This window comes from Marinactinospora endophytica (genome assembly GCF_054780875.1).
In genome coordinates this window covers 90711-115109 of the sequence record NZ_BAAGVM010000003.1, presented here as the reverse complement: position 1 = coordinate 115109, position 24399 = coordinate 90711, and the positions used below count along the sequence as shown (strand labels likewise).

General features: G+C 71.3%; 20 protein-coding genes and 1 tRNA gene. 6 read left to right on the top strand and 15 right to left on the bottom strand.

Going from position 1 to position 24399, the window contains the following annotated elements; translation table 11 throughout:
* Positions 1-30: 30 nt before the first annotated feature.
* The 3 genes from ACYVHU_RS07130 to ACYVHU_RS07120 form a co-directional block, all read right to left on the bottom strand.
* Entirely contained in the window at positions 31-1176 is a 1146-nt protein-coding gene (locus ACYVHU_RS07130) for a cystathionine gamma-synthase (protein WP_078763403.1), read from the bottom strand.
* A gap of 59 nt (positions 1177-1235) precedes the next feature.
* Complete coding sequence (locus tag ACYVHU_RS07125) at positions 1236-1919, bottom strand: acyltransferase (RefSeq protein WP_498947914.1); 684 nt, start codon at positions 1917-1919, stop codon at positions 1236-1238.
* Positions 1920-2553: 634 nt separating this feature from the next.
* Positions 2554-3921, bottom strand: coding sequence for a cystathionine beta-synthase (locus tag ACYVHU_RS07120; RefSeq protein WP_078763405.1), 1368 nt, complete (start codon positions 3919-3921; stop codon positions 2554-2556).
* Positions 3922-4167: 246 nt separating this feature from the next.
* On the opposite strand from ACYVHU_RS07120, the gene ACYVHU_RS07115 reads away from it, so the two are divergent.
* The 3 genes from ACYVHU_RS07115 (at position 4168) to ACYVHU_RS07105 (ending at position 6931) form a co-directional block, all read left to right on the top strand.
* On the top strand, positions 4168-5208 hold the full coding sequence (locus ACYVHU_RS07115) for an SGNH/GDSL hydrolase family protein (protein ID WP_200813734.1): 1041 nt from the start codon (positions 4168-4170) through the stop codon (positions 5206-5208).
* Positions 5209-5271: 63 nt separating this feature from the next.
* Complete coding sequence (locus ACYVHU_RS07110; RefSeq protein WP_498947912.1) at positions 5272-6495, top strand: acetyl-CoA C-acetyltransferase; 1224 nt, start codon at positions 5272-5274, stop codon at positions 6493-6495.
* A gap of 190 nt (positions 6496-6685) precedes the next feature.
* Complete coding sequence (locus tag ACYVHU_RS07105; protein WP_432938494.1) at positions 6686-6931, top strand: DUF4287 domain-containing protein; 246 nt, start codon at positions 6686-6688, stop codon at positions 6929-6931.
* 97 nt (positions 6932-7028) lie between these two features.
* Here ACYVHU_RS07105 and ACYVHU_RS07100 read toward each other — a convergent pair whose 3' ends face one another.
* The 3 genes from ACYVHU_RS07100 to pruA all read right to left on the bottom strand — a co-directional run bounded on the left by ACYVHU_RS07100 (position 7029) and on the right by pruA (position 10762).
* Entirely contained in the window at positions 7029-7967 is a 939-nt protein-coding gene (locus ACYVHU_RS07100) for a Bax inhibitor-1/YccA family protein (protein WP_498947911.1), read from the bottom strand.
* 113 nt (positions 7968-8080) lie between these two features.
* Positions 8081-9007 carry a proline dehydrogenase family protein gene (locus tag ACYVHU_RS07095; protein ID WP_498947909.1) on the bottom strand — a complete coding sequence of 309 codons (927 nt, stop codon included), beginning with the start codon at positions 9005-9007 and terminating at the stop codon, positions 8081-8083.
* A gap of 129 nt (positions 9008-9136) precedes the next feature.
* A complete protein-coding gene (gene pruA / locus ACYVHU_RS07090; protein ID WP_078763411.1) occupies positions 9137-10762 on the bottom strand; it encodes an L-glutamate gamma-semialdehyde dehydrogenase in 1626 nt (541 codons plus the stop codon).
* A gap of 191 nt (positions 10763-10953) precedes the next feature.
* Between pruA and ACYVHU_RS07085 the strand changes: the two genes are divergently transcribed.
* The gene (locus tag ACYVHU_RS07085; RefSeq protein ID WP_394330074.1) at positions 10954-12516 is read left to right on the top strand and encodes a PucR family transcriptional regulator; all 1563 of its coding nucleotides are present in this window, start codon (positions 10954-10956) and stop codon (positions 12514-12516) included.
* A 37-nt stretch (positions 12517-12553) separates the two neighbouring features.
* On the opposite strand, the gene ACYVHU_RS07080 is transcribed toward ACYVHU_RS07085, so the two are convergent.
* The 7 genes from ACYVHU_RS07080 to eno all read right to left on the bottom strand — a co-directional run bounded on the left by ACYVHU_RS07080 (position 12554) and on the right by eno (position 19874).
* Positions 12554-14065 (bottom strand): amino acid permease, encoded by a 1512-nt coding sequence (locus tag ACYVHU_RS07080; RefSeq protein ID WP_235001125.1) that lies wholly within the window; start codon positions 14063-14065, stop codon positions 12554-12556.
* 214 nt (positions 14066-14279) lie between these two features.
* Positions 14280-14353, bottom strand: a tRNA-Leu gene (locus ACYVHU_RS07075).
* A 118-nt stretch (positions 14354-14471) separates the two neighbouring features.
* The gene (locus tag ACYVHU_RS07070) at positions 14472-15857 is read right to left on the bottom strand and encodes an NAD(P)/FAD-dependent oxidoreductase (protein WP_078763413.1); all 1386 of its coding nucleotides are present in this window, start codon (positions 15855-15857) and stop codon (positions 14472-14474) included.
* A gap of 352 nt (positions 15858-16209) precedes the next feature.
* Entirely contained in the window at positions 16210-17211 is a 1002-nt protein-coding gene (locus ACYVHU_RS07065; RefSeq protein ID WP_078763414.1) for a Ppx/GppA phosphatase family protein, read from the bottom strand.
* Positions 17208-17771: a DUF501 domain-containing protein gene (locus ACYVHU_RS07060; RefSeq protein WP_498947906.1), complete on the bottom strand. Its 564-nt coding sequence runs from the start codon at positions 17769-17771 to the stop codon at positions 17208-17210. The genes ACYVHU_RS07065 and ACYVHU_RS07060 overlap by 4 nt, the downstream gene beginning before the upstream one ends.
* 42 nt (positions 17772-17813) lie before the next feature.
* Positions 17814-18284 carry an FtsB family cell division protein gene (locus tag ACYVHU_RS07055; protein WP_498947904.1) on the bottom strand — a complete coding sequence of 157 codons (471 nt, stop codon included), beginning with the start codon at positions 18282-18284 and terminating at the stop codon, positions 17814-17816.
* 306 nt (positions 18285-18590) lie between these two features.
* Positions 18591-19874, bottom strand: a complete 1284-nt coding sequence (eno, locus tag ACYVHU_RS07050) for a phosphopyruvate hydratase (RefSeq protein ID WP_078763416.1) — start codon at positions 19872-19874, stop codon at positions 18591-18593.
* A 374-nt stretch (positions 19875-20248) separates the two neighbouring features.
* Here eno and ACYVHU_RS07045 point away from each other — a divergent pair, with 374 nt between their 5' ends.
* On the top strand, positions 20249-21190 hold the full coding sequence (locus ACYVHU_RS07045; protein ID WP_078763417.1) for a sulfite exporter TauE/SafE family protein: 942 nt from the start codon (positions 20249-20251) through the stop codon (positions 21188-21190).
* A gap of 189 nt (positions 21191-21379) precedes the next feature.
* Positions 21380-22768, top strand: coding sequence for an FtsW/RodA/SpoVE family cell cycle protein (locus ACYVHU_RS07040; protein ID WP_498947901.1), 1389 nt, complete (start codon positions 21380-21382; stop codon positions 22766-22768).
* Positions 22769-22844: 76 nt separating this feature from the next.
* Here the strand turns inward: ACYVHU_RS07040 and mazG are convergent, their stop codons facing one another.
* Both mazG and ACYVHU_RS07030 read right to left on the bottom strand, forming a co-directional pair.
* Positions 22845-23591: a nucleoside triphosphate pyrophosphohydrolase gene (gene mazG, locus ACYVHU_RS07035; RefSeq protein ID WP_498947899.1), complete on the bottom strand. Its 747-nt coding sequence runs from the start codon at positions 23589-23591 to the stop codon at positions 22845-22847.
* Between the two features lie 4 nt (positions 23592-23595).
* On the bottom strand, positions 23596-24354 hold the full coding sequence (locus ACYVHU_RS07030) for a SurA N-terminal domain-containing protein (RefSeq protein ID WP_078763420.1): 759 nt from the start codon (positions 24352-24354) through the stop codon (positions 23596-23598).
* Between the last annotated feature and the right edge of the window lie 45 nt (positions 24355-24399).

The window sequence follows — 24399 nt, the reverse complement described above, 5'->3', positions numbered from 1 at the left end:
CTCGCGCCGGACGCCGGCCCGGCTGCGACGCTACCCCTCCAGGGCCTGAAGCAGGTCGGCGGTCAGGTCGTCGGCCGACTCGATCCCCACCGAGATCCGCACCAGGTCGTTGGGGACCTCCAGGGCCGACCCCGCCGTCGAGGCGTGGGTCATGCGCCCCGGATGCTCGATCAGCGACTCGACACCGCCCAGCGATTCGGCCAGGGTGAACACCCGGGTGCGGTCGCAGACCCGCAGCGCGGCCTCCTCGCCCCCGCGCAGACGGAAGGAGACCATCCCCCCGAAACCACGCATCTGCTCCGCGGCGATCTTGTGCCCGGGGTGTTCCGCCAGGCCCGGGTAGAGGACCTCCGTCACCGCGGGGTGCCCCACCAGCTCGGCGACGATCCGCTCGGCGTTCGCGCAGTGACGGTCCATCCGCACCGCCAGCGTCTTGATGCCCCGCAACGTCAGCCAGGCGTCGAACGGACCGGCCACCGCGCCCATCGTGTTCTGGTGGAAGGCCAGCCGCTCGCCCAGTTCCGGGTCGGCGGCCACCAGCGCGCCGCCCACGACGTCCGAGTGTCCGCCCAGGTACTTGGTCGTGGAGTGCACGACGACGTCGGCGCCCAACGCGAGCGGTCGCTGGAGGTAGGGCGAGGCGAAGGTGTTGTCGACGACGAGCAGGGCCCCGGCTCCGTGCGCCACGTCGGCCAGTGCGGCGATGTCGGAGATGTTGAGCAGCGGGTTCGTCGGCGTCTCGGTCCAGATGGCGACGGTCTCGGGTCGCACGGCGGCCCGTACCGCCGCCACGTCGGACTGCGCCACCGCGTCCCATTCGACCCCCCAGCGCTGGAGCACCTTGGAGAAGAGCCGGAAGGTACCGCCGTAGGCGTCACCCGGGATGATCACGTGGTCGCCGGGCTTGGCGATGGTGCGCAGCAGCGTGTCCTCGGCCGCCATCCCCGAGGCGAACGCCAGACCGCGCGCGCCGCCCTCGAGCGCGGCGATGCACTCCTCCAGCGCGGTACGGGTGGGATTGCCGGTACGGGTGTACTCGTAGCCGCCGCGCAGGCCCCCCACACCGTCCTGACGGTAGGTGCTGGTCTGGTAGATGGGGACCACGACCGCACCGGTTTCGGCGTCGGCCTCCTGGCCTGCGTGGATGGCCAGCGTCTCAAAGCCCTCAAACGTCATGGGCCCCAGGGTAGCCGTGTGTCCCACGGTTATCGCGCGAATCCGCGACCGGCCACCCGCTAGGACTCAGGGGCCACGATCCTGTCGTCGCCCACCACCCCGGTCCTGGGAACGGGCGCCTGGCGCAACGGGGGGATCCAGCCGGCCGCGGGATCGTAGCGACGTACGATCCGCCCGGGAACACCCGCGATGACGCTGTGGTCGGGGTAGTCCCCCGGCCGGACGACCGAGCTCGCCGCGACGACGCAGTTACGGCCCAGCCTGACCCCCGGCAGGATCACCGCGTTGGCTCCGATCCAGCTGCCCGATCCGATCCGGACCGGATCATCGGCCGGCCACTGCCGTCCCACAGGGGTCTCGGTGTCGGCATAGACGTGGTTCTGGTCGGTGATGTAGACGTGCGGGCCGGTGAAGACGTCGTCGCCGAACTCGATGGACGTGTGCGCGACCACGTGGGATCCACGGCCGATCGTGCACCCGTCACCGATGCGCAGCAGCGGACGTGGACCGAGATCCAGGCCGGGTACGAAACCGGCGGTGAGCGTGATGTCGGCGCCGATCAGGGTGTGCGCGCCGATCACGATCCAGGGTTCACCGAAGATCGTGGCCGGCGGGAAGGCGATGGAGGTGCCCGGCCCGTAGGAGGCGAAGCGGCGCGCCGCGCGTGACCCCGCCCGGATGTCGGCCCTGCGTCGAGCCCATGACCACGTCGAGCGCACTATCCAGGAGAGCAGCCTCGACACCTGACCCCCAGGTCTACTAGTGGGTAACGACGAGGAACACCGTATTGGGTCCACTTCACGCTTCTCGTCCCTCCCCTGCCCCAAGAGGGCGACCACGGGGAACACCGGGAAACGGGATGGTCCGACGAAAGGACCCGGCTCCGTGGCGGCGGGATGTCACGGCGCTCGGGGCCGTTCCACGCCGGGTTCCACGCCACGTCCTCGCGGACCCACCTCGTCTCGCCGGGGCCGGACCCGTCGAGCGCGACGCTGGCCCGTTCCAGGGGACGAAGGCCGGGCGGCGCGGTCCCTGGCCACCCGCTCCCCTCGCCTCCGCGCCGGGCCGTCCCTGCGCGACCGAGCGTGCTTCCGACCCGAAGGCGCTACGACGCCGTGGCGGCCCCATGAGGGACGATCAGGAGCACGGCCCGGCCGGCCGGGGGCCCGCGCGTGCCGCGTCGGTGAACGTCCCGGCCCGCCGGACGGGGACGAACGGAACCGCCCGGGCTCCCGTCCGGACGGACGGAAAACCCCGACGACACCGCTCCCACGACCGTTCCGCGTGTCCGGCCGGCCCGTCCCACGGTGGGCTCGGCTGCGGGGGCGTCCCGTTATCCGGGACGCCCCGCCCCTCGATCCCGGGGGCGGACTCCGCTCAGCGCGAGAGGTGGGCCAGGAGGTCCTGCCGGGTGAGCACGCCGGCGGGCTTGCCGTCGACCAACACGACCAGCGCGCCGGAGCGCTCCAGCTCCTGCACGCAGCGGCTCACCGGCTCACCGGAGCCGACCATCGGCAACGGACGGCCCATGTGGCTCTCGACCGGGTCGTCGATGTTGACGCTGCCCTTGAACAGGCCGTCGAGGACGTCGCGTTCGGCGATCGCCCCCACGACCTCGGCGGCCATGACCGGCGGTTCCTCCTTCATGACCGGAAGCTGGGACACCCCGTACTCGCGCATGATGGCCACCGCGGTCCCGACCGTCTCGTGCGGGTGGGCGTGGACGAACTGCGGGAGGTCGCTCCCCTTGCTCGCGAGCACGTCGCCCGCCGTGGCCTCCTCGGTCTCGGCCGAGAGGAAACCGTAGTCGGCCATCCACTCGTCGTTGAAGATCTTGCCCAGGTAGCCCCGGCCGCCGTCGGGCAGCAGCACCACGATGACGTCGTCGGGTCCGGCGGTCTCGGCGACCTTCAGCGCGGCCACGACCGCCAGGCCGCAGGAGCCGCCGACGAGCAGCGTCTCCTCCCTGGCCAGCCGGCGGGTCATGAGGAAGGAGTCCTTGTCGCTGACCGCGATGACCTCGTCGCAGATCGCCGGGTCGTAGGTGCTCGGCCAGATGTCCTCGCCGACCCCCTCGACCAGGTAGGGACGCCCGGTCCCCCCGGAGTAGACCGAGCCTTCGGGGTCGGCGCCGATGACCTTCACCCTGCCGCCGGAGACCTCCTTGAGATAGCGGCCGGTGCCCGTGATGGTGCCTCCGGTGCCGATGCCGGCCACGAAGTGGGTGATGCGTCCGTCGGTCTGCTCCCACAGCTCCGGTCCGGTGCCGTGGTAGTGCGACTCGGGGTTGTTGGGGTTCTCGTACTGGTTGGGCTTCCAGGCTCCCGGGATCGTGGCGGCGAGCCGGTCCGACACCGAGTAGTAGGAGTCGGGGTGGTCGGGGGCGACGGTGGTGGGGCAGACGACGACCTCGGCCCCGTAGGCGCGCAGCACCGCCAGCTTGTCGGAGCCGACCTTGTCGGGGCAGACGAAGACGCAGCGGTACCCCTTCTCGGCCGCGACGATGGCCAGGCCCACGCCGGTGTTGCCCGAGGTGGGTTCGACGATGGTGCCCCCCGGCTTGAGCAGCCCCTTCTTCTCGGCGTCCTCGACCATGCGCAGGGCGATCCGGTCCTTCACCGAACCGCCCGGGTTGAAGTACTCGACCTTGGCCAGGACCGTGGGGGCCAGGCCCGCGGCCACCTTGTTGAGGCGCACGAGCGGGGTGTCCCCGACCAGCTCGATCAAAGAGTCGTGCACCCGCATCAGCGGCTCCCCCTCACATTCACCGCCGCGGTTCTCGCGGCCGGTTGTCGACCTAATGCGGCCCGTTGCGCCGCCCGTGGGCCGGTCGGCCCCGTTTCCCCGACTTTAACGCCCTGGCCATTGTGCGGGGACAGGATCGAGGGGACTGTCCGGCCCCGGGCGAAGTGAGGGAGCGTGCCGTAACCTTACTGGTGAGTAGGTCCGGACGTGGAAGCAAGCACTCACAGGTTCGGAGGCGAGGGTATGCTGCTGCGCGCCGCACGAGCTCGGAGGATCGCCACCGCGACCGCCTTCGGTGGCGGGGGGCTGACCGTCTTGGGGGCGAGCACCGTCGCGCTCCTGTACCTGCAGGCCCGGCGGGCCCATCGGACGATCGGTTTCACGGCCTGGGATTCACCCAGGGCCGACGGGCTCTACGGTTCCGGGGACGGCGCCGTCATCTCGTTCGCGATGATGGGCGACTCCACGGCCGCGGGTTTCGCGGTCACCGACGTCCTCCAGACCCCCGCGGGCATGCTGGCCGAGGGGATCTCCGCCGTGGCCGACGGCCCGGTCCGGCTGCGCAACGTCGCCCGGGTGGGGGCCACCTCCAAGGACCTGCCGGGTCAGCTCGATCGGATCCGCCGCGACCCGCCCGACCTGGCCGTGATCTTCATCGGCGCCAACGACGTGATCCGCCGGGTCCGGCCGGCCGACTCGGTGCTCTACCTCCAGAACGTGGTGCGCGAGCTGGTCGGGATGGGTGCGGCGGTCGTGGTGGGAACCTGTCCGGACCTGGGCACGGTCCAGCCGATCGCCCAGCCCCTGCGCTACGTCGCCCGCAGGGCGTCACGCCAGCTCGCGGCGGCCCAGACGATCGCGGTGGTCGAGGAGGGCGGGCGGACCGTGTCGCTGGGCAGCCTGCTCGCCGACGACTTCCTGACCTACCCCGACGAGATGTTCGGCCCCGACCGTTTTCATCCCTCCGCGCGCGGCTACGCGCAGGCGGCCTCGGCGGTGCTCCCCTCGGCGTGCGCGGCGCTGGGCCTGCTGCCCGACCTGGCCGTGGCGTCTGAGGCAACACGCGACCGCGGGGTGCTGCCGGTGGACCTCGCCGCGGTCGAGGCCGCCGAGACGTCCGGCACGGAGGTCAACGCCACCCGGATCGCCGGCCGCGAACGGGGGCCACGGGGCCGCTGGGCGACCCTCATACGCCGCCGTCTCGGCTGGGAAGCGGTGGAGCCGGCCGAGCACGCGCACGCCGCCGAGCCGACCCCTGAAGGGGACTCACCCGGTCCGGCACGTTAACGTGCCGGTAGCAAAGCGTCCGACCGCCTGGTCGGTCTGTCATCTCCAGAAAGGGCCGCGAGCATGCCCGAAGCCGTCATCGTCGCGACCGCGCGTTCCCCGATCGGGCGGGCGTTCAAGGGTTCCCTCAAGGACCTGCGCCCGGACGACCTGGCCGCCCAGATCATCTCCGCCGCGCTCGCGAAGGTTCCGCAACTCGACCCCACGACCATCGACGACCTGCTGCTCGGCTGCGGGCTGCCCGGCGGCGAGCAGGGCAACAACCTCGCCCGGGTGGTCGCGGTGCAGCTCGGCCTGGACACCGTCCCGGGCGCGACGATCACTCGTTACTGCTCCTCCTCGCTCCAGACGACCCGCATGGCCTACCACGCGATCAAGGCCGGTGAGGGCGACGTCTTCGTCTCGGCCGGGGTCGAAATGGTGAGCCGGTTCGTGAAGGGCAACAGCGACTCCCTGCCCGACACCCGCAACCCGTTGTTCGCCGACGCCGAGGCCCGCACCGCGCGGCGCGCCGAGGGGGACGCGCCGCAGTGGCACGACCCGCGCGAGGACGGAGAGCTCCCCGACGTCTACATCGCCATGGGGCAGACCGCCGAGAACGTGGTGCAGCTGCGCGGCCTGTCGCGGCAGCGGCAGGACGAGTTCGGCGTGCGGTCGCAGAACCTCGCCGAGAAGTCGCTGGACAACGGTTTCTGGGAACGCGAGATCACACCGGTCACCCTGCCCGACGGCACGGTGATCAGCGCTGACGACGGGCCGCGCCGGGGCACCACCTACGAGGCGGTCTCCCAGCTCAAGCCCGTCTTCCGTCCCGACGGCACGGTGACGGCGGGCAACTGCTGCCCCCTCAACGACGGCGCCGCCGCCGTTGTGATCATGAGCGACATCAAGGCGGCCCAGCTCGGCATCACCCCGCTGGCCCGCATCGTCTCGACGGGGGTCAGCGCCCTGTCCCCCGAGATCATGGGCCTGGGGCCGGTCGAGGCGTCGCGCCGGGCCCTGGCCCGCGCGAACATGTCCATCAGCGACATCGACCTGGTCGAGATCAACGAGGCGTTCGCCGCCCAGGTGCTGCCGTCGGCCGACGACCTGGGGATCGACATCGACTCCCAGCTCAACGTCAACGGCGGCGCGATCGCCGTGGGCCACCCGTTCGGGATGACCGGCGCCCGCATCACGACCACCCTGCTCAACGGCCTGCAGTTCCACGACAAGACCTTCGGTCTGGAGACCATGTGCGTGGGCGGCGGCCAGGGCATGGCGGCGGTGTTCGAGCGGCTGAGCTGATCCGGCGCACCGCCCGGCGGGCGGCCGCGCGGCGGGGCGGGACGTCCGGGGCGTCCCGCCCCGCGGTGTCATGACCCGCCCCGGGAACGCATTTGCCGAGGCGAACGTAAAAGCTGTCCCGCACCCCCTTGTCCGAATCGTCATCGTGTTGCAGTCTCACTGTTACGACGACGCTCTCTCGGAGGTGCCCATGTCGGTAACCCACTCGCCGGAGACACACGCGCTGCTCATCGCTCGCGTCCCGACCGTGACAGGCCGCGAACTCCACGAGTGGTTCACCACGCTCGACAACGGGCCAGGGCTCAGGCGTTGCTCGGAACGTTCGAACTGGCTCGCCGACGAGCACGGAATCAGCCTCGGCTACGCCCGCGCCATCGTCCAGGAGTACGACCGGCGCCGCCACAACCGTTCCGCCGTCCCGCCGCAGCGTTCCTGAGGCCCGGCCCCGACACCCGTCCCGACCGGATCGGGAAAGGACGACGCCCCGCCCGGATGTTCCGGGCGGGGCGCCGTGCGTATGACCGACGCGAGGGTCAGTCGCTGCTGAAGATCGCCTGGATCATCCACAGCAGACGCAGGATCTCGACGTAGAGCCAGACCAGCGTGACCGTCAGGCCGAAGGCGAGCTGCCAGGAGTACTTCTCGGGCAGGCCCATGCCGATGGCGTCGTCGACGTTCTTGAACTCGATCGCCAGCACCAGGGCGGCGAGCACGATGGCGACGGCGCTGACGAGCAGGCCGAGCGGGCCGGCCTCGCGCAGGCCCAGACCGAAGCCGCCGTTGAAGAAGCTGATGACGAAGTTCACCAGCAGCAGGATGGCCAGGCCGAGGACCGCGGCCGTGACCACCTTGACGAAGGTCCCGGTGACCCGGATGACCTTGAACTTGTACAGCGCCAGCATGGCGCCGGCGACGAACAGGGTGCCGAAGATCGCGGGCACCACCAGGCCGCCGGGGGAGACCCCGGAGTCGTACAGCGAAGCCTCGAGCACGAAGCTGATGCCGCCGACGAACAGACCCTCAAGAACCGCGTAGGTGAGGATCAGCGCGGGGTTGGTGGACTCCTTGAAGCTGATGACCAGCCCCAGCACCAGCGCGCCGATGGCGCCCACGACGGCCATGATCATGGCCAGGCCCGGGTTGGCCAGGGCCAGGAAGTAGGTGATCACGGCGGCGACGACCACGGCGCCGAGCGTGAACCCGGTGCGCATGACGACGTCGTCGATGGTCACGTTCCGGCCGCCCGCCATGGGCATGCCGGGCTGGGGGTGGCCCGGGTACTGGCCCTGCGGCGCGTACCCGGGGTGACCCTGCTGATAAGGCTGGCCATACCCCTGCTGGGGGTAGGGCTGGCCGTAGGGCTGCTGGTAAGGAGCCTGCCCGTACGGTGCCTGGTAGGGCTGCGCGCCGACGCCCCCCTGCCCAGCTGACATAGCCCGCTTGAGAGCGGGGTTCGAACTCCGCATCCGCATGTTCGTCAAAGCCTTTCAGGGCGTAATTGTCCTGCGGTCAAGGTAACGCACGAACCCTCCGTAGGAGTTCCCCCGCCCCGTCACAGCTCGGACTCGTCGTGATCTCGGACGCCTCAGCCCTTGGGCGCGAGCGCCCGGAAGAAGAACACGAGGTTGGCGGGACGCTCGGCGAGGCGGCGCATGAAGTAGCCGTACCACTCGTCGCCGTAGGGGACGTAGACCCGCATGCGGCGCCCCTCGGCGGCGAGGCGCACCTGCTCGGCGTCGCGGATGCCGTAGAGCATCTGGTGCTCGTAGTCCTCGGGGGAACGGCCCGCGTCCTCGGCGAGCCGGCCCGCGATGGCGATCATGCGCGGGTCGTGCGAGGCGATCATCGGGTACCCCTCGCCGTTCATGAGGATCTTGGCGCAGCGCACGTAGGAGCGGTCGACCTCGGCCTTGTCCCGGTAGGCCACCGACGCCGGCTCGTCGTAGGCGCCCTTGCACAGCCGCACCCGGGATCCCGCGTGGGCGAGGTCACGGCAGTCGGCCTCGGTGCGGCGCAGGTAGGCCTGGAGCACGGCCCCCACCCAGGGGAAGTCGACCCGGAGTTCGCGCAGGATGCCCAGCGTGGAGTCGACCGTGGTGTGGTCCTCCATGTCCAGCGTCACCGTGGTGCCGACCGCGGCGGCGGCCTCGCAGATGCGCCGCGCGTTGTCCAACGCGATCTTCTCGCCGTCGGCGGGCAGGAACTGGCCCACGGCCGACAGCTTGACCGACACCTCCGCGCGCCCGGCCAGGCCGGCGTGGCCCAGCTCGCCCAGCAGCCGCGTGTAGGCGGTGACCGTGGCCGCGGCCTGGGCCTCGTCCGTCACGTCCTCACCCAGGTAGTCGAGGGTGACGTAACGGTCCTCGGTCAGCTCGCGCACGGCGGGGAGGGCCTCCTCCAGCGTGGAACCGGCGACGAAGCGGTCGACGAGCCCCTTCGTCAGGGGCATGCGCTCGACGAGGGTGCGGCAACCCGTGGAACGTGCCGCGAGCAGCAGTGGGGTACGAAGCATGGTGGACCTCGCCCTTTCGAACCGGTGGGAGGGCGGCCCCGGACGGGTGACCGGGGCCGCGGGGAAGGCTCCCGCGGGAGCGGAGACGGGACGGGCCGGACCCCGATCGAGGTCCGACCCGCGCCGGGTTCAGCCCTGGTGGGGGTAGGAGGAGACCGTCGGCGCGACGAACGTCTCCTTGATCGAGCGAGGGCTGGCCCAGCGCGCCAGGTTCTGCGCCGAGCCGGCCTTGTCGTTGGTGCCGGAGGCCCGGCCGCCGCCGAAGGGCTGCTGGCCGACGACCGAGCCGGTGGGACGGTCGTTGACGTAGAAGTTGCCCGCGGTGAAGCGCAGCGCCTCGTGGGCCTTGATGATCGCCGCGCGGTCGCGGGCGATCACCGCACCGGTGAGCGCGTAGTCCGAGCCCTCGTCGACGAGCTTGAGCACCCGGTCGTAGTCGCCGTCCTCGTAGACGTGCACGGCGAGGATCGGACCGAAGTACTCGGTGCGGAAGACGTCGTTGGAGGGGTCGCTGCCGAGCAGGACCGTGGGACGCACGAAGTAGCCCTCGGAGTCGTCGGCGGTGCCGCCGGCGAGGATCTCCAGGGTGGAGTCGGCGCGGGCGCGGTCGAGCACACCGGAGAGGCGGTCGAAGGAGCGCCGGTCGATCACGGCACCGAGGAAGTTGCCCAGGTCGGTGACGTCGCCCATGGGCAGCGACTCGACCTCGGCGATGAAATCGTCGCGCATGCGCTCCCACACCGAGCGGGCGATGAAGGCGCGAGAGGCCGCGGAGCACTTCTGCCCCTGGTACTCGAAGGCGCCGCGCACCAGGGCGGTGCGCAGGATCTCGGGGTCGGCCGAGGCGTGGGCGACGACGAAGTCCTTGCCGCCGGTCTCGCCGACGATCCGCGGGTAGGAACGGTAGCCGGCGATGTTCTCGCCGACCGTGCGCCACAGGTGCTGGAAGGTCCGGGTCGAACCCGTGAAGTGCACGCCGGCCAGGTCGGGGTCGGCCAGCGCCACATCGGAGACGGCCAGCCCGTCGCCCGTCACCATGTTGATGACGCCCGGGGGCATCCCCGCCTCTTCGAGCAGCCGCATCGTGAGGTCGGCGGCGAACTGCTGGGTCGGCGACGGCTTCCACAGCACGACGTTGCCCATGAGCGCGGGCGCGGTGGGCAGGTTGCCGGCGATCGCGGTGAAGTTGAACGGGGTGATCGCGTAGACGAAGCCCTCAAGGGGCCGCTGCTCCACCCGGTTCCACTGCCCGGCCGGGCTGTGGGGCTGCTCCTGCATGAGCCGGCGCGCGTAGGAGACGTTGAAGCGCCAGAAGTCGATGAGCTCACACGCCGAGTCGATCTCGGCCTGGATCGCGGTCTTGGACTGGCCGAGCATCGTGGCGGCGTTGAGGCGGGCGCGCCAGGGGCCCGAGAGCAGGTCGGCGGCGCGCAGCAGGATCGCGGCGCGCTCGTCGAAGGGCATCGCGCGCCAGGCGGGGGCCGCCTTCTTCGCGGCGTCGATGGCGGCGCGGGCGTCGTCGTGGGTGGCGTTGGCCAGGGTGCCCAGGACCGCGGAGTGCTTGTGCGGCTGGACGACGTCGACGCGCTCGCCGCCGCCCATCCGGCGCTCGCCGCCGATGGTCATGGTGAGCTCGACCGGCTCCTTCGCCAGCGCGTCCAGCTGCTTGACGAGCTCGTCCCGCTCCGGGCTTCCCGGGGCGTACGACAGGACGGGCTCGTTCACCGGCGTGGGAACGTTCGTCACGGCGTCCATGAGCGGCTGCCTCCCCTACAGAGTCATCTTTGAACTGCACAAACGTTATGTTCACGAAGCCATCGGAAGCTTGTGGGCAAGCCCACTCTTTGCTGGACTGTCTTGTCCGATCGGACAAAACAAGGGAGGCCACGATCACCACCGAAACCCCGCGTCCCACGGGGATCCCACTGCGCAGGATTCTGCTCACCGTGGGGGAACCGCTCCTGGACGTGCTGTCCGCCCCGAACGGACTGGACGTCGAGGTGCACGACGTCGTCATCCTCGACCCCGAGGACGAGACCGGCGCCTACGCCGGGGACCTGGTGCTGCTCATCGGCGCGCGGGGCCGCATCGCGGCCCGCTCGGTCAGGATGGCGGGCCGGCGCGGAGCCTGCGCGGTGGCGGTCAAGGTGGACAGCGACGAGGAGGCCGAGGTGCTGCGCGCCGCGGCCCGCGACACCGGGGTCGCGCTGCTCGCCGTTCCGCCGGACGTGCGCTGGGAACAGCTGCAGTCGCTGTGCCGAGGCGTCGTGGACGACGCCCACCTGTTCTCCGGAACCGACCCGGGCGAGTCCGCCGGTGACCTGTTCTCGCTGGCGCAGACCACCGCGACGCTGACGAGGGGGCTGGTCAGCATCGAGGACGCGGCCAACCGGGTGCTCGCCTACTCCAGCGGCGAGGAGGTCGACGAGCTGCGCCGCCTGTCGGTCCTGGGCCGGCAGGGGCCCGAGCAGTATCTCGCGCTGCTGCGGGAGTGGGGGGTCTTCCAACGGTTGCGCGCCGGTGAGGAGGTGGTGCGCATCGACGAGCACCCCGAGCTGGGGATCCGGCGCAGGCTGGCGGTGGGGATCCACGCCGGGCGCCAGCCCCTGGGGACGATCTGGGTGCAGGAGGGCTCCCAACCGCTCGCGGAGCAGGCGGAGGAGGCCCTGCTCGGAGCGGCCCGCATCGCGGCGCTGCACCTGCTGCGCCACCGCACCGAGGTCACCGCGGGGCTGCGGCTGCGCGAAGACCTCCTGGCCGGCCTGCTGGAGGGGCGGGTGGAGGCCGCGGCCCTCTCCGACGGGGTGCCCGTCGACCGCGACCGGCCGGCCGTGGTCGTCGTCTTCACCCTGCGGCCGGAGAACGCCGAGCGCTCCGAGAGCGAGCTGAAGCGGCGTCGGATGACCAACCTGGTCTCGGTCCACGCCGCCGCCTACCGCCGCAAGGCACTGGTGACCGCCATCGGCTCGCGCGTCTACGCGCTGCTGCCGGAGCTTCCCCGGCGCTCCGCCGAAGCGCCGGTCCTCGCGCTGACCCGCAAGATCGTCGCGGCGGCCCGGTCCGCCTCGGACATCACGATGCAGGGGGCCGTCGGGTCGGTGGTGGACTCCCTCGCCGAGGTCCCCCAGTCGCGCGGGGAGGCCGACCGGATCCTCGACGCGATGGCGCGCGACCTGGCGATGGACGTCGCGACGATCTCCGACGTGCGCGCCCGGGTCCTGGTCAGCGAGACGCTCGCGGTACTACGGGACACCCCCCGGCTGCGCGACCCGCGGATCGCCCGGCTGGCGGAACACGACGCGCGGCACGGGTCGGAGCTCGCGCTCTCCCTCATCGCCTACCTGGACGCCTTCGGCGACGTGCGGGCCGCGGCCGAACGGCTGCACATCCATCCCAACACCCTGCGCTACCGGGTACGCCGGGCGGTGTCGGTGAGCGAGCTGGATCTGGGCGACCCCAACGAGCGTCTGTTCGCCCACCTCCAGCTGCTGATGGAGCGCGGAGGGTGAGGTCCGGGACGGAGCGTCCCCGCCCCGGACCCCGACCTCAGCCGCCGGACGGGGGCGGCCCGGTCACGGCCCCACCGGATCGGGGCCGATTGAGGTTGGACTTGCGGTAGGAGTAGCCGAAGTAGACGACCAGGCCGATGAGCAGCCAGGCGCCGAACCGCAGGAAGGTCTGAAGGTCGAGGAAGCTGATCAGCCACAGCGAGAACACCACGCCCAGGATCGGGACGAACGGCATGCCCGGGCAGCGGAAGGAACGCGGCAGGTCGGGGCGGCGGTAGCGCAGCACGATCACCGCGATGCAGACCACCACGAACGCGGACAGGATGCCGATGTTGGTGAGCGTGGCGGCCTCGCCGATCGGCAGCAGACCGGCCAGGATCGCCGAGAGCACGCCCGCGATCCAGGTGACCCGGACCGGGACGTGGTGCTTGGGGTCGGTCTTGGCGAACCACTTCGGCAGCAGGCCGTCGCGGCTCATCGCGAACCACACCCGGGTGACACCGAGCATGAAGGTGAACATCACGGTGAGGATGCTGATCACCGCGCCGACCGCGATCAGGTTGGCCAGCCAGCCCAGGCCGACCGACGCGAAGGCCCCGGCGAACCCGGCCTCGGGGTCGATCTCGGTGTAGTTCTGCATGCCGGTCAGCACCAGGCAGGCCAGGACGTACAGGACCATCGAGATGACCAGCGACAGGATGATCGCCTTGGGCATGTGCCGCTGGGCGTCGGTGGACTCCTCCGCCGCGGTGCTCATCGCGTCGTAGCCGAACACCGCGAAGAACACCACCGCCGCGCCCGCGAACGTGCCGCCCACCCCGTAGGGGAAGAACGGCGTGTAGTTGCCGGCGTCGACGTAGAAGACGCCGATGACGACGATGGCGAGGACGATCGCGATCTTGAGCCCCACGATGGCGGTCTCGAACCGGGCCGCGTTCTTCACCCCGCGGGTCAGCAGGAAGGCGATGAACAGGCACAGCACCACCGCGACCAGGTTGATCCTGTAGGTGCCATCGGGCACGCCCTCAGGCTCCGTCCCGGGCGCCCCCATCATCCACAGCGGCATCTCCAGGCCGATGGACTGGAGGAAGAAGTTGAAGTAGCCGGAGATGCCGATGGCCACCACCGCGACGATCGCGATGTACTCCAGCAGCAGGTCCCAGCCGATGAACCACCCCACGATCTCGCCGAGCACGACGTATCCGTAGGTGTAGGCCGACCCTGCGCGCGGGATCAGTCCGGCGAACTCGGCGTAGGAGAAGGCCGCGGCGGCGCTGGCCACGCCGGCGATGAGGAAGGAGATCAGCACCGCGGGACCGGCCGTGTCGCGGGCGACCGCGCCGGCCAGGGAGAACACCCCGGCCCCGATGATGGCCCCGACGCCGATGGCGGTGAGCTGCCACAGCCCGAGCGACTTGGCGAGACCCCCGCCGGGGGTCTCTTCAGCCCCGTCGTCGATCGGTTTACGGCGCAAGATCCCCGATCCCCGTCCGAATCCCTTCTCCGCGGTCGCCATGTCGCTCCTGTCCGGTCGAGAGGTGTCGGTCATGGCGCGTCACTGTACGCGCACGGTCCGACGCACCGTACGCCCACCGCGGGCATGGCGGCTTGTCCTGGAGGACGACACTTCGGCGGAGGGTTTGTCCGGACCCACCAAGAGATCCCACGATGCCACGTCACCATGGGGCGGGGCTGGGGACGCGCGGAGGCCCGGAGAGAGGGGATAACGCGGGAGCAGTCCGGGTCATGGCTGCTCGGCTGGGTGCCCCCGGTCGGACTCGAACCGACACTTGTGACCCTTTTAGGGGGCCTGCCTCTACCATTGGGCTACGAGGGCCCGACCATCATACCGCCACCGACAAATCCGGCTTCGTCGTCGCGCGTGGCCTGTTGCGGCCCTTGACGACAACGGCCGGCCCCCTTCCGGGGACCGGCCGTCAGCGCTGAGGCGCGGGTCAGCTCACGCGGCGCAGGAGCTGGCCGTTCTCGACCTGGGGCCTGCTGGCCTCCTCGAACGCCTGGCGCGGCTCGCCCATCTCCGGCAGCGACGCGAAGTCACGGCGCAGGAAGAAGCCGAGCGTCCAGTCCGACAGGACGCGGAACTTGCGGTTGAAGGTGGGGACCGCGAACAGGTGGTAGCCGCGGTGCGCCCACCAGGCCAGCCGGCCGGTCAGCTTGATCTTGCCGAAGAGCTGGGCCGCCCCCTTGTGCATGCCGAGCCCGGCCACCGCGCCGAGGTTCTTGTGCCGGTAGGCCTTGGGCTTGCCGCCGCGCAGCGCCGCGATGACGTTGTCGGCGAGCACCGGGGCCTGCCGGACCGCGTTCTGGGCGTTGGGCGGGTAGAAGCGGCCGGGGTTGTCCAGGTCGGGGACCTGGGCGTTGTCGCCACCGGCGAAGGCGTTCTCCACCCCGTTGACCTGGAGGAACTCGTTGGTGTCGATGTGCCCCTTGGGGCCCAGCGGCAGGTCGGAGGCCTGCACCACCGGGCTGGGCTTGACACCCGCGGTCCACACCAGGGTCCCGGCGTCGAACTCGGTGCCGTCGCTCAGCTTGATGTGCTGGTCGACGGCCGACTCCAGGAAGGTCGAGAGCCGGACGTCGATGCCGCGCAGCCGCAGCTGGTTGAGCGCCTTGGCGCCGACGTCGGGGCCGACCTCGGGCAGGATCTTGTCCGCGGCCTCGATCAGGTAGAAGTGCAGGTCGTCGACGCTGATCGAGGGATAGATCCGCGTGGCGTCACGGGCCAGGTCCTCCAGCTCGGCGATGGCCTCGGCACCGGCGAAACCGCCGCCCACGAAGACGAAGTTCAACGCCTTGCGGCGGATCTCGGGGTCGTCGGTGGAGTCCGCGATGTTGAGCTGTTCGAGGACGTGGTTGCGCAGGTAGGCGGCCTCCTCGACGGTCTTGATACCGATGCCCCACTCGGCCAGGCCGGGGATGGGCAGGGTACGCGAGACGGCGCCGGCGGCCATGACGAGGTAGTCGTAGGCGATCTCACGCGGCTCACCCACGGCGGGCTCGAACTCCACCTTGCGGCCGGCGTGGTCGATACGGATGACGCGGCCGGTCAGGACCTTGACCCGGTGGAGGACCTTGCGCAGCGGGACGACCACGTTGCGCGGGGAGATGCTGCCCGCGGCCGTCTCGGGGAGGAACGGCTGGTAGGTCATGTAGGAGTTGGGGTCGACGACCGTGATGCGGGCCTCGCCGGCTCCCAGCTTCTTCTGCAGCCGCATCGCGGTGTACATGCCCAGGTAGCCGCCACCGACGATGAGGACGTGCGGGATCTCCGATTCGTCCCCACCACCGTGGACCAGACGGTAGTTCCTGCTCTCGGTCATCGCATATCCGCCCTTAGCTCCCCGTTCATCCCGCCCGGCAAGGCGGAAAAAACCGGTAAGTCTTCTTTGACTGTCATCTCTGCATTCTGTTTCAGCGGAAAGAAGCGCTTTCTTTTCGCCGATCCGGGATCTCACCCGTCCCGTACACGCTTGTGCATTCTTTCACAAGCATCACCTGTCAAGGAAGAGACGATCCCGAAAGGTTTAGACCATCATAAAGCCGGACTTGACCGCGTTATGCCAGGTCAGCCCCCTTGTGAAGGGAGTAACACGCCTCCGGCAACGTGATCGGTCTCACCCCGGTCCGCGCAGGCCAGGGGCTTGCGCCCCTTGCCCGCCGCCGGATCGCGGCTCATCCCTCTCCGACGCCCCCCAGAGACAGGCCCCAGGCGATGCCGTCGAGGATGTCGTGCTCGCTCGCCACGAACTCGCTCGCCCCGGTACGCGCCAGAACCCGGTCGAGGATGAGCGCGCCCGCGCCGATCACATCCACCCGCCCGGGGTGCATGACCGGGATCGCGGCGCGCCGCTCGCGCGGCATGGCCAGCAGCTCCCGGGCGATCTCGTGCACCCGGGCGGCCGGGACCCGGGCCTGGTGGATGCGCTCGGGGTCGTACCCCTCAAGGCCCAGGGCGATGGCGGCCACCGTCGTGGCGGTACCGGCGACGCACACCACCGTCTTGGCCCCGTCCAGCGGGACGTCGAGGGCCGCCTGGTCCAGCGCCGCGTCGATGTCGGCGGTCGCCGCCGCGATCTGCTCGGCCGTGGGCGGATCGTCGTGGAGATGGCGCTCGGTCATCCGGACGCAGCCGATGTCGACCGAGCGGGCCGCGCGGACCGGCCCCTCGTCCCCGCCGTCCCCCTCGTGGCCGAGCACGAACTCGGTGGACCCCCCACCGATGTCGACCACCAGGTAGGGGCGGGCGAACCCCGCGCCGGGCCCCTCTTCCGTCTCCAGCTCCGCGGTGGCCCCGATGAAGGACAGACCGGCCTCTTCCTCACCGGTGATGACCTCGGGCTCGACCCCCAGGATCGCGCGGACCCCGTCGACGAACTCCTCCCGGTTGGCGACGTCGCGGGTGGCGCTGGTCGCGACCATCCGCACGGTGTCGGGCCCGGGTTCGACGCCGTGGCGCCGCATCAGCTCGACGTAGCCGCGCAGGGCGGCGAAGGTGCGCTCCAACGCCTCGGGCGCGAACGCTCCCGTGCGGTCGACGCCCTGGCCCAAGCGGACCACCTCCATGCGCCGTTCCACGTCGAGGAGCTGCACCTCGTCATCGCCCAGCTCCATGACGGAGGAGACGAGAAGGCGGATGGAATTGGTGCCGCAGTCGATGGCCGCCACGGTGTTCACTGGCCGTCCTCGGATTCTTCGGTGTCGTCGTCGACGTGGACGCAAGGCCCCTTCGCCCACCAGTCGGGCAGGGCGTCCAATGCCTCGCGGCCGAACGGGTTGGTGCCCGGCGCGGCGAGTTCATGCCCCACCAGCGCGTGCAGGCACTTGACCCGTGTCGGCATCCCGCCCGCGCTCTGCATCCCCTCGGGCAGCGGCTCGACCCCGTCGGCCCGGGCGAGCTCGGCCCGGTCGGCCACGTAGGACTCGTGGGCCTTCTCGTAGGCGGCGCGCAGCTGCGGGTCCGTGTCGAGCCGGTCGGTCATCTCGCGCATGAGGCCGTCGGCCTCAAGCCTTCCGATGGCCGACGCGGCGCGAGGGCAGGTCAGGTAGTAGGTCGTGGGGAACGGGGTGCCGTCCTCAAGACGAGGCGCGGTGCGCACCACATCGGGCAGTCCGCAGGGACAGCGGTGCGCGACGCCGCGCACCCCCCGAGGCGCGCGGCCGAGCTGAAGCTCGACGGCGGCGCGGTCGGCGCTGGTGAACCGCCCATCGGGGGCGGAGGATTCGGCGGAATTCATCTCGCGTTCAGGGTATCCGGTACGGCGGCCTGGATGACCGGTTCAGTGCCGTGGGGGCTGGGCCTCGGGGATCTCCTCGGGCTCGGTCCGCGCCCGGTCGGCCTCCTCGATCGACTCCCACAGCCGGGTGAACCACGGCTTGTCGGGCACCTCGGACTCGCGGGCCCCCTCTTGCGCGCCCTCGCTGTCGAGCACGACGTAGGCGGTCTCGCCCGGATACTGGTAGTGCAGCCGGGTCCGCGCCTCGCGTTCGACGTAGGCGGGGTCCTCGAGTTCGTCCTGGCGCTGCTGGAGTTCCTCGACCTCGCGCCGGATCTGCTCCTGCTCGGCCTGGAGTTCGGCGATCCGGTAGCGCTGGGCGACGTACTCGCGCAGCGGGTAGGCCAGGCTCAGCGCGATCACGCACATGACCAGCGCGAGGATCGCCGCCCGGCTGGTCAGCGCGGGCCGGCCGCGTTCGGCGCCGTCGCCGCCCCGTTCGGGGTCGCCGGCCGTCCGGGGAGCCGGATCCACCGTGGCCCGGCGCGCGCCGTCCGTGGCGGCACGGGCCTTCCGCCCACGCGGGGCGGGGGTCCCGGCGTCCGCCTTCTTCGCCGCCCCCGCGCGGCTCGCCCCCTTCGGGGAGGTCCCGGAAGCGCCGGCCTTCGCGGCGGGCGTCCGCCCCGTGGAGGGGCGTTCCGGTTCGCCCGCGGCGCCGCCCTTCTTCTTCGCGTTCCCGCGCTGTCGCGGGACGCCGCCGGAGGCGCCGGAGGCCGGAGGTCCCGCCTTACCTTCGCGGCGGGACCCCTTCGGCTGTTCCGGCACCTTCGGCACAGCGCGTCAGCCCTCGTGCTTGAACCGCGGGAAGGCCGAGAAGCCGGCGTAGACCGCGGCGTCGTCGAGCTCCTCCTCGATCCGCAGGAGCTGGTTGTACTTGGCGACGCGCTCACTGCGGGCCGGGGCCCCGGTCTTGATCTGGCCGGCGTTCACCGCGACCGCGATGTCGGCGATCGTGGTGTCCTCGGTCTCGCCGGAACGGTGGCTGATCATCGCGGTGTAGCCGCTGCGCTGGGCCAGGGAGATGGCGTCCAGCGTCTCGGTGAGCGTACCGATCTGGTTGACCTTGACCAGCAGGGAGTTGGCGACGCCCTCGGTGACGCCACGCTGGAGACGCTCGGGGTTGGTGACGAACAGGTCGTCACCGACGAGCTGGACGCGGTCGCCGACCGCGTCGGTCAGCGCCTTCCAGCCGGCCCAGTCCTCTTCGTCCAGCGGGTCCTCGATGGAGACCAGGGGGTAGGCGTCGAGGAGTTCGCCGTAGTAGGCCGCCATCTCCTCGGAGCTGCGGCTCTTGCCCTCGAACTCGTAGGCGCCGTCCTTGTGGAACTCGCTCGCCGCGACGTCCAGGGCCAGCGCGATGTCGCGGCCCGGGGTGTAGCCGGCCTTGCGGATGGCCTCGACGATGAGGTCGAGCGCGGCCCGGTTGCTCTCGAGGTTGGGGGCGAACCCGCCCTCGTCGCCGACGCCGGTGGCCAGGCCGTGCGACTTGAGCACGGACTTCAGCGCGTGGTAGACCTCGGCGCCCCACCGCACCGCCTCGCGGAAGCTCGCCGCCCCGATCGGGGCGATCATGAACTCCTGGATGTCGACGTTGGTGTCGGCGTGCGCGCCACCGTTGAGGATGTTCATCATCGGCACCGGCAGGAGGTGGGCGTTGGGCCCGCCGATGTAGCGGAACAGCGGCAGGTCGGCGCTGTCGGCCGCGGCCTTCGCCACGGCCAGGGAGGCGCCGAGGATGGCGTTCGCGCCGATGCGGGACTTGTCCGGGGTCCCGTCGAGGTCGATGAGCGCGCGGTCGATCAGGCGCTGCTCCTCGGGGCCGTAACCGAGGATCTCGTCGGCGATCTCGTCGTTGACCGCGGTCACCGCGTTCTCGACGCCCTTGCCGAGGTAGCGCTCGCCGCCGTCGCGCAGTTCGACGGCCTCGAACTGACCGGTGGACGCGCCGCTGGGGACCGCCGCGCGGGCGGTCGTCCCGTCGTCGAGCAGAACCTCGACCTCGACCGTCGGGTTACCGCGGGAGTCGAGGATCTCCCTCGCCTGCACTGCCTCGATCGACGACAACGTTGTACTCCATTTCTGGCGTCGGATCGTGAGGCCCCGTGCGCTGGACACGGGGTCACGTTCGGCCTGATGGCCGGACGGCGCCCGGGATCGCCCCGCGCCAACCGTCCGTGGACCATCCCCGAGCCTACCGAGCCGATCGACGCGGGTCTCCCCCGCTCCCGAAATTGGTTTAGTCCATTCCGGGGCTTCCTCGCGCGGACGCCCTCCCGCCTCCCACGATGCCGGACACCGGTGCCGCGACGGGCGTCCACGCCCGGCGTGTCGCCGCCCCATCCTCCCGACGGAAAAGCCGCCCGCGCCCCATTGGATCGGGGACTTCGATCCTCTACTATTCCGACTAAAGAGGTAGAAATTAAGGGAAGGCTCCAGCGATGCAAACCCTCGTGCTCCTCGGCCTCGTCGGCCTGCTCGCCCAGCTGGTCGACGGCAGCCTGGGGATGGCCTACGGAGTCACCTCCACCACCCTGCTGCTCCTGGTGGGCACGAACCCGGCCGCCGCGTCGGCCACCGTCCACCTGGCCGAGATCGGCACGACACTGGCATCGGGCCTGTCCCACTGGCGCCTGGGCAACGTGGACTGGAAGGTCGTGCGCCGCATCGCGCTGCCCGGAGCGATCGGCGCGTTCGCCGGCGCGACCTTCCTGAGCTGGCTCTCCACGGAGGCCGCCGCCCCCATCATGTCCGGCATCCTGCTCGCCCTGGGCGTCTACATCCTGATCCGCTTCACCGCCTGGGGAACCCCGCGCGGCCAGCTCGGCAAGCCCATCCGGCGCCGCTTCCTCACCCCCCTGGGCCTGCTCGCCGGTTTCGTGGACGCCACCGGTGGCGGCGGCTGGGGCCCCGTGGGCACCCCCGCGCTGCTCGCCAGCGGCCGCATCGAACCCCGCAAGGTCGTCGGCTCGATCGACACCAGCGAGTTCGTCGTGGCGCTCGCGGCGAGCCTGGGCTTCCTCGTCGGGCTGGGATCGGCCGGCGTGAACTTCGCCTGGGCCGCGGTCCTGCTCATCGGCGGCGTCATCGCCGCGCCGATCGCCGCCTGGATCGTGCGCCACTTCCCGCCGCGGGTCCTGGGCTCGGCGGTGGGCGGCCTCATCATCTTGACCAACGTGCGCACCATCCTGCGCAGCGACGCGGTCGGCGCCTCCGACACCGCACAGAACATCGCCTACCTCGTCATCGCGCTGCTGTGGGTCGGGGCCATCGCCTGGTCCGTGCGCGCCCACCTCGCCGACCGCCGGGCCGAGGCCGCCGAGGCCGTGGCCGTCCCCGGCCAGGCGAGCGGCGAGGAGCCCCGCGTCGAGGTCAGGGACTGACCGGCGGCGCGGGGGAGGACGCGCCCCTCCCCCGCGCCGTCTCGGAACCCGCCGAAGCCCCGGCGCCACCGGGACGCCGACCTCCCACAGCCCCGCCCCTCCCCGAACGGGCCGCCGTCGTGTCCGGAAGGTGCCACGCGGACCACCCCGACCACACGGGTAGCGTCCTGTGAGGGTGAGGGGAGGGCCATGGTCGACGCGCGGACGAGACCGTCCCCGAACACCGGGCGCGCCACGGAGCTGTTCCTGCTCCTCATGGCGCTCGGAGTGGGCGTCTGCTGTCTGGCGCTGGCCGGCCTGGAACTCTCCGGTTCCCTTCCCCCGCGGTTCGCCGCCCAGGCGGGGACGCTGGCCGGCGTGGCGATCGCCCTGCACGTGACCCTACGGCTGCTCGCCCCCTGGGCCGACCCGTTGCTCCTGCCGCTGGCCGTCGCGCTCAACGGGATCGGGCTCGCCGTGATCTGGGGGCTGCACGGGGGCGAGGCGGACTGGACCGGCGTCGCCGGACGGCAGCTGCTGTGGACCGTCCTCGGCGCCGCGGCCGCGCTCGCGGTGCTCGCCCTCGTACGCGAACCGCGCCGGCTCCAGCGTTTCCCCTACCTGCTGGCCGTGGCGACCATCCTGCTCATCGCCGTTCCCGTCGTCCCCTTCGTCGGCATCGAGATCTACGGTGCCCGCCGCTGGATCGGCTGGGGCGGGGTCACCGTGCAGCCCTCGGAGTTCGCCGAGATCACGCTGGTGCTCTTCCTCGCCTCCTACCTCACCCTCAAACGCGACGTGCTGTCGCTGGCGGCCAAACAGGTGATGGTCGGCCCGGTCAAGGTGTTCAGCCTCCCCCGGCTCCGCGACATGGGGCCCATGGCCGCGGCGTGGGCGCTGTCGATCCTGCTGCTCGTGGGCACCAGGGACCTCGGTACCTCGTTACTGCTGTTCGCGCTGTTCCTCGCCATGCTCTACGTCGCGACGGGGCGCAAGTCGTGGGTGGGGATCGGTCTGGCGCTGTTCTTGGGCGCGGCGTACGTCTCGTGGTGGCTCTTCTGGCACGTCCGCCAACGGGTCACCATCTGGCTGGACGCCTTCGAGCCCGAGCTCTACCACGGCGCCGACAGCAGCCGGCAGGTCGTGGAGGGCCTGTTCGCGCTCGCCGACGGCGGCCTCACCGGAACCGGGTTCGCGCACGGGCGCGCCGCGACGATCTTCGCCGCGGACAGCGACTACATCCTCGTCTCCATCGGCGAGAAGTTCGGCCTGACCGGCCTGATGGCCGTCGTCGTCCTCCTGTTCCTGCTGGTGGAGCGCGGGTTGCGGACCGCGCTGGCGACCCGGGATCCCTTCATCAAGATGGCCTCGGCGGGATTCGCGTTCTTGTTGGCCTTCCAGGTGTTCGTGGTGCTCGGCGGGGTCACCCGGCTCATCCCGCTCACCGGCCTGACCACGCCCTTCCTGTCGGCGGGCGGCTCGTCGCTGGTGTCGAGCTGGATCACGGTGGCGCTGTGGCTGCGCATGAGCGACACGGTCCGCCGCCCGGAGACGCCACCGCCCCCCGGGGAGCCGCCCACCCAGGCGCTGCGCCCCTGAACCACCCGCCCGGCCGGCCCTTTCCCCGGGGACCGGCCGGGCGGACGGGGGCGCGCCCGCCGCGCGAACCGACGGATCAGCCCTGTGCGACCTCCCGCGCCCGCTCCCAGTAGGACCGCCACTGCTCGGGGTCCAGGTCGCGAGGATCGCGCCCGTCGGCCCTGGCCGCGTCCTCGGCCGCGCGGACCCGCTCGTCGAATCTGCGGGCCGCGGCCCGCAGGTCCATCTCGGGGTCGGCGCCCCGACGGCGTTCGGCCTCGATCGCGGCGAACAGCTCGCCGCCGGGACCACCGTCGTCACCGATGAGCTCCTGGGGCAGGCCGTTGCGCACGGCGCGCTTTTGGAGCTCGTAGGCGAGCAGGGCGGCGGGCTGCCCGAAGGGCACCCCCGCCAGGATCGACGCCTCGGCCTGCCCCTTGGCCGCGCGCTCGGCGGCCTTGATCGTCTCCCAGTTCGCGCGCACGTCGTCGGCCCCCGCCACCGCGGTGTCGGCGAACACATGCGGATGGCGGCGGGTGAGCTTGTCGATGATGGCGCCGGCGACGTCGTCGATCGTGAACCCGCCCTCGCCGGGAGAGCGCTCCTGGGCGACCCGGGCGTGGAAGACGACCTGGAGCAGGACGTCGCCGAGCTCTTCGCGCAGCGTCGCGTAGTCGCCCTGCTCGATCGTCTCCAGCGTCTCGTAGGACTCCTGGATCAGGTACTTGGCGAGAGACTCGTGGGTCTGGTCGGCGTCCCACGGGCACTCCCGGCGCAGCCTGTCCATGACCTCGACCAGGTCGAGCAGGCGGTGGCCGGGAGGCGTGGTCGGGTCGGTGCTCATGCCCTCAGCCTCCCACGCCCCCCGGGAGGGCGGGCAGGGGCTCCACCGCCGGGGCCGACAGCTCACCGACGCCCGGGACGATCGTCAGCGTGGCCGGGTCGATCTCGCCGTAGCGCGGGCTCACCTCGATGTCGACGTCCCTGAGGTAGGGGGCGAGGCTCAGGGCCAGGTAGTCGTTGACGACCTGCTGGCGCACAACGGGTTCGTTGCGGGTCAGCGCCGCCTGGATCTCGCGTTCCAGCTCCTCGCCGGACAGCCCCGCCACCGCCCCCTGGGCGGCCATGTCCTCGCGCATGGTGGCGCGGGCCCGCTCGGCCAGCACGGAGATCTCGGCGGGGTCGGCGCGCTCGACCAGCTCCTCGCCGATGACGGCGAGACGGACCTGGTCGTCGATCTGCGGCGCGGCGAGCCCCTGGGCGAGCAGGGTGTCGCGTCCGCCCAGCTCGGTGAGCTTCTCCTGGGTCCGTTGCGCTCCCGTGTCGATGCCGTTGTCCTTCGCGATGCGGTCGAACAGGGTCATGGCGATGCGGTTGCTCAGCACACGGCCGGCCAGCATCGGCCGCTGTTCGTCGGCGACCTCCTGTCCCTGACCGGCCAGCGCGGCCTCGTACTCGGCGATCTCGGAGCGGATCTCGTCGTTGCCGATCCGCTCGCCGCCGACGATGGCGGCGGCCCCGGCCTGGCCGGTGGAACAACCGGTGAGGGCGGCGAGGGCCAGGGCGGTCAGGAGCAGGGGGGCGCGGCGCGAAGAGGTGGGGCGCACGGCAGGGCCTTTCGGTCGGCGGAGGCGACCCGGGGCGGTCGCCGC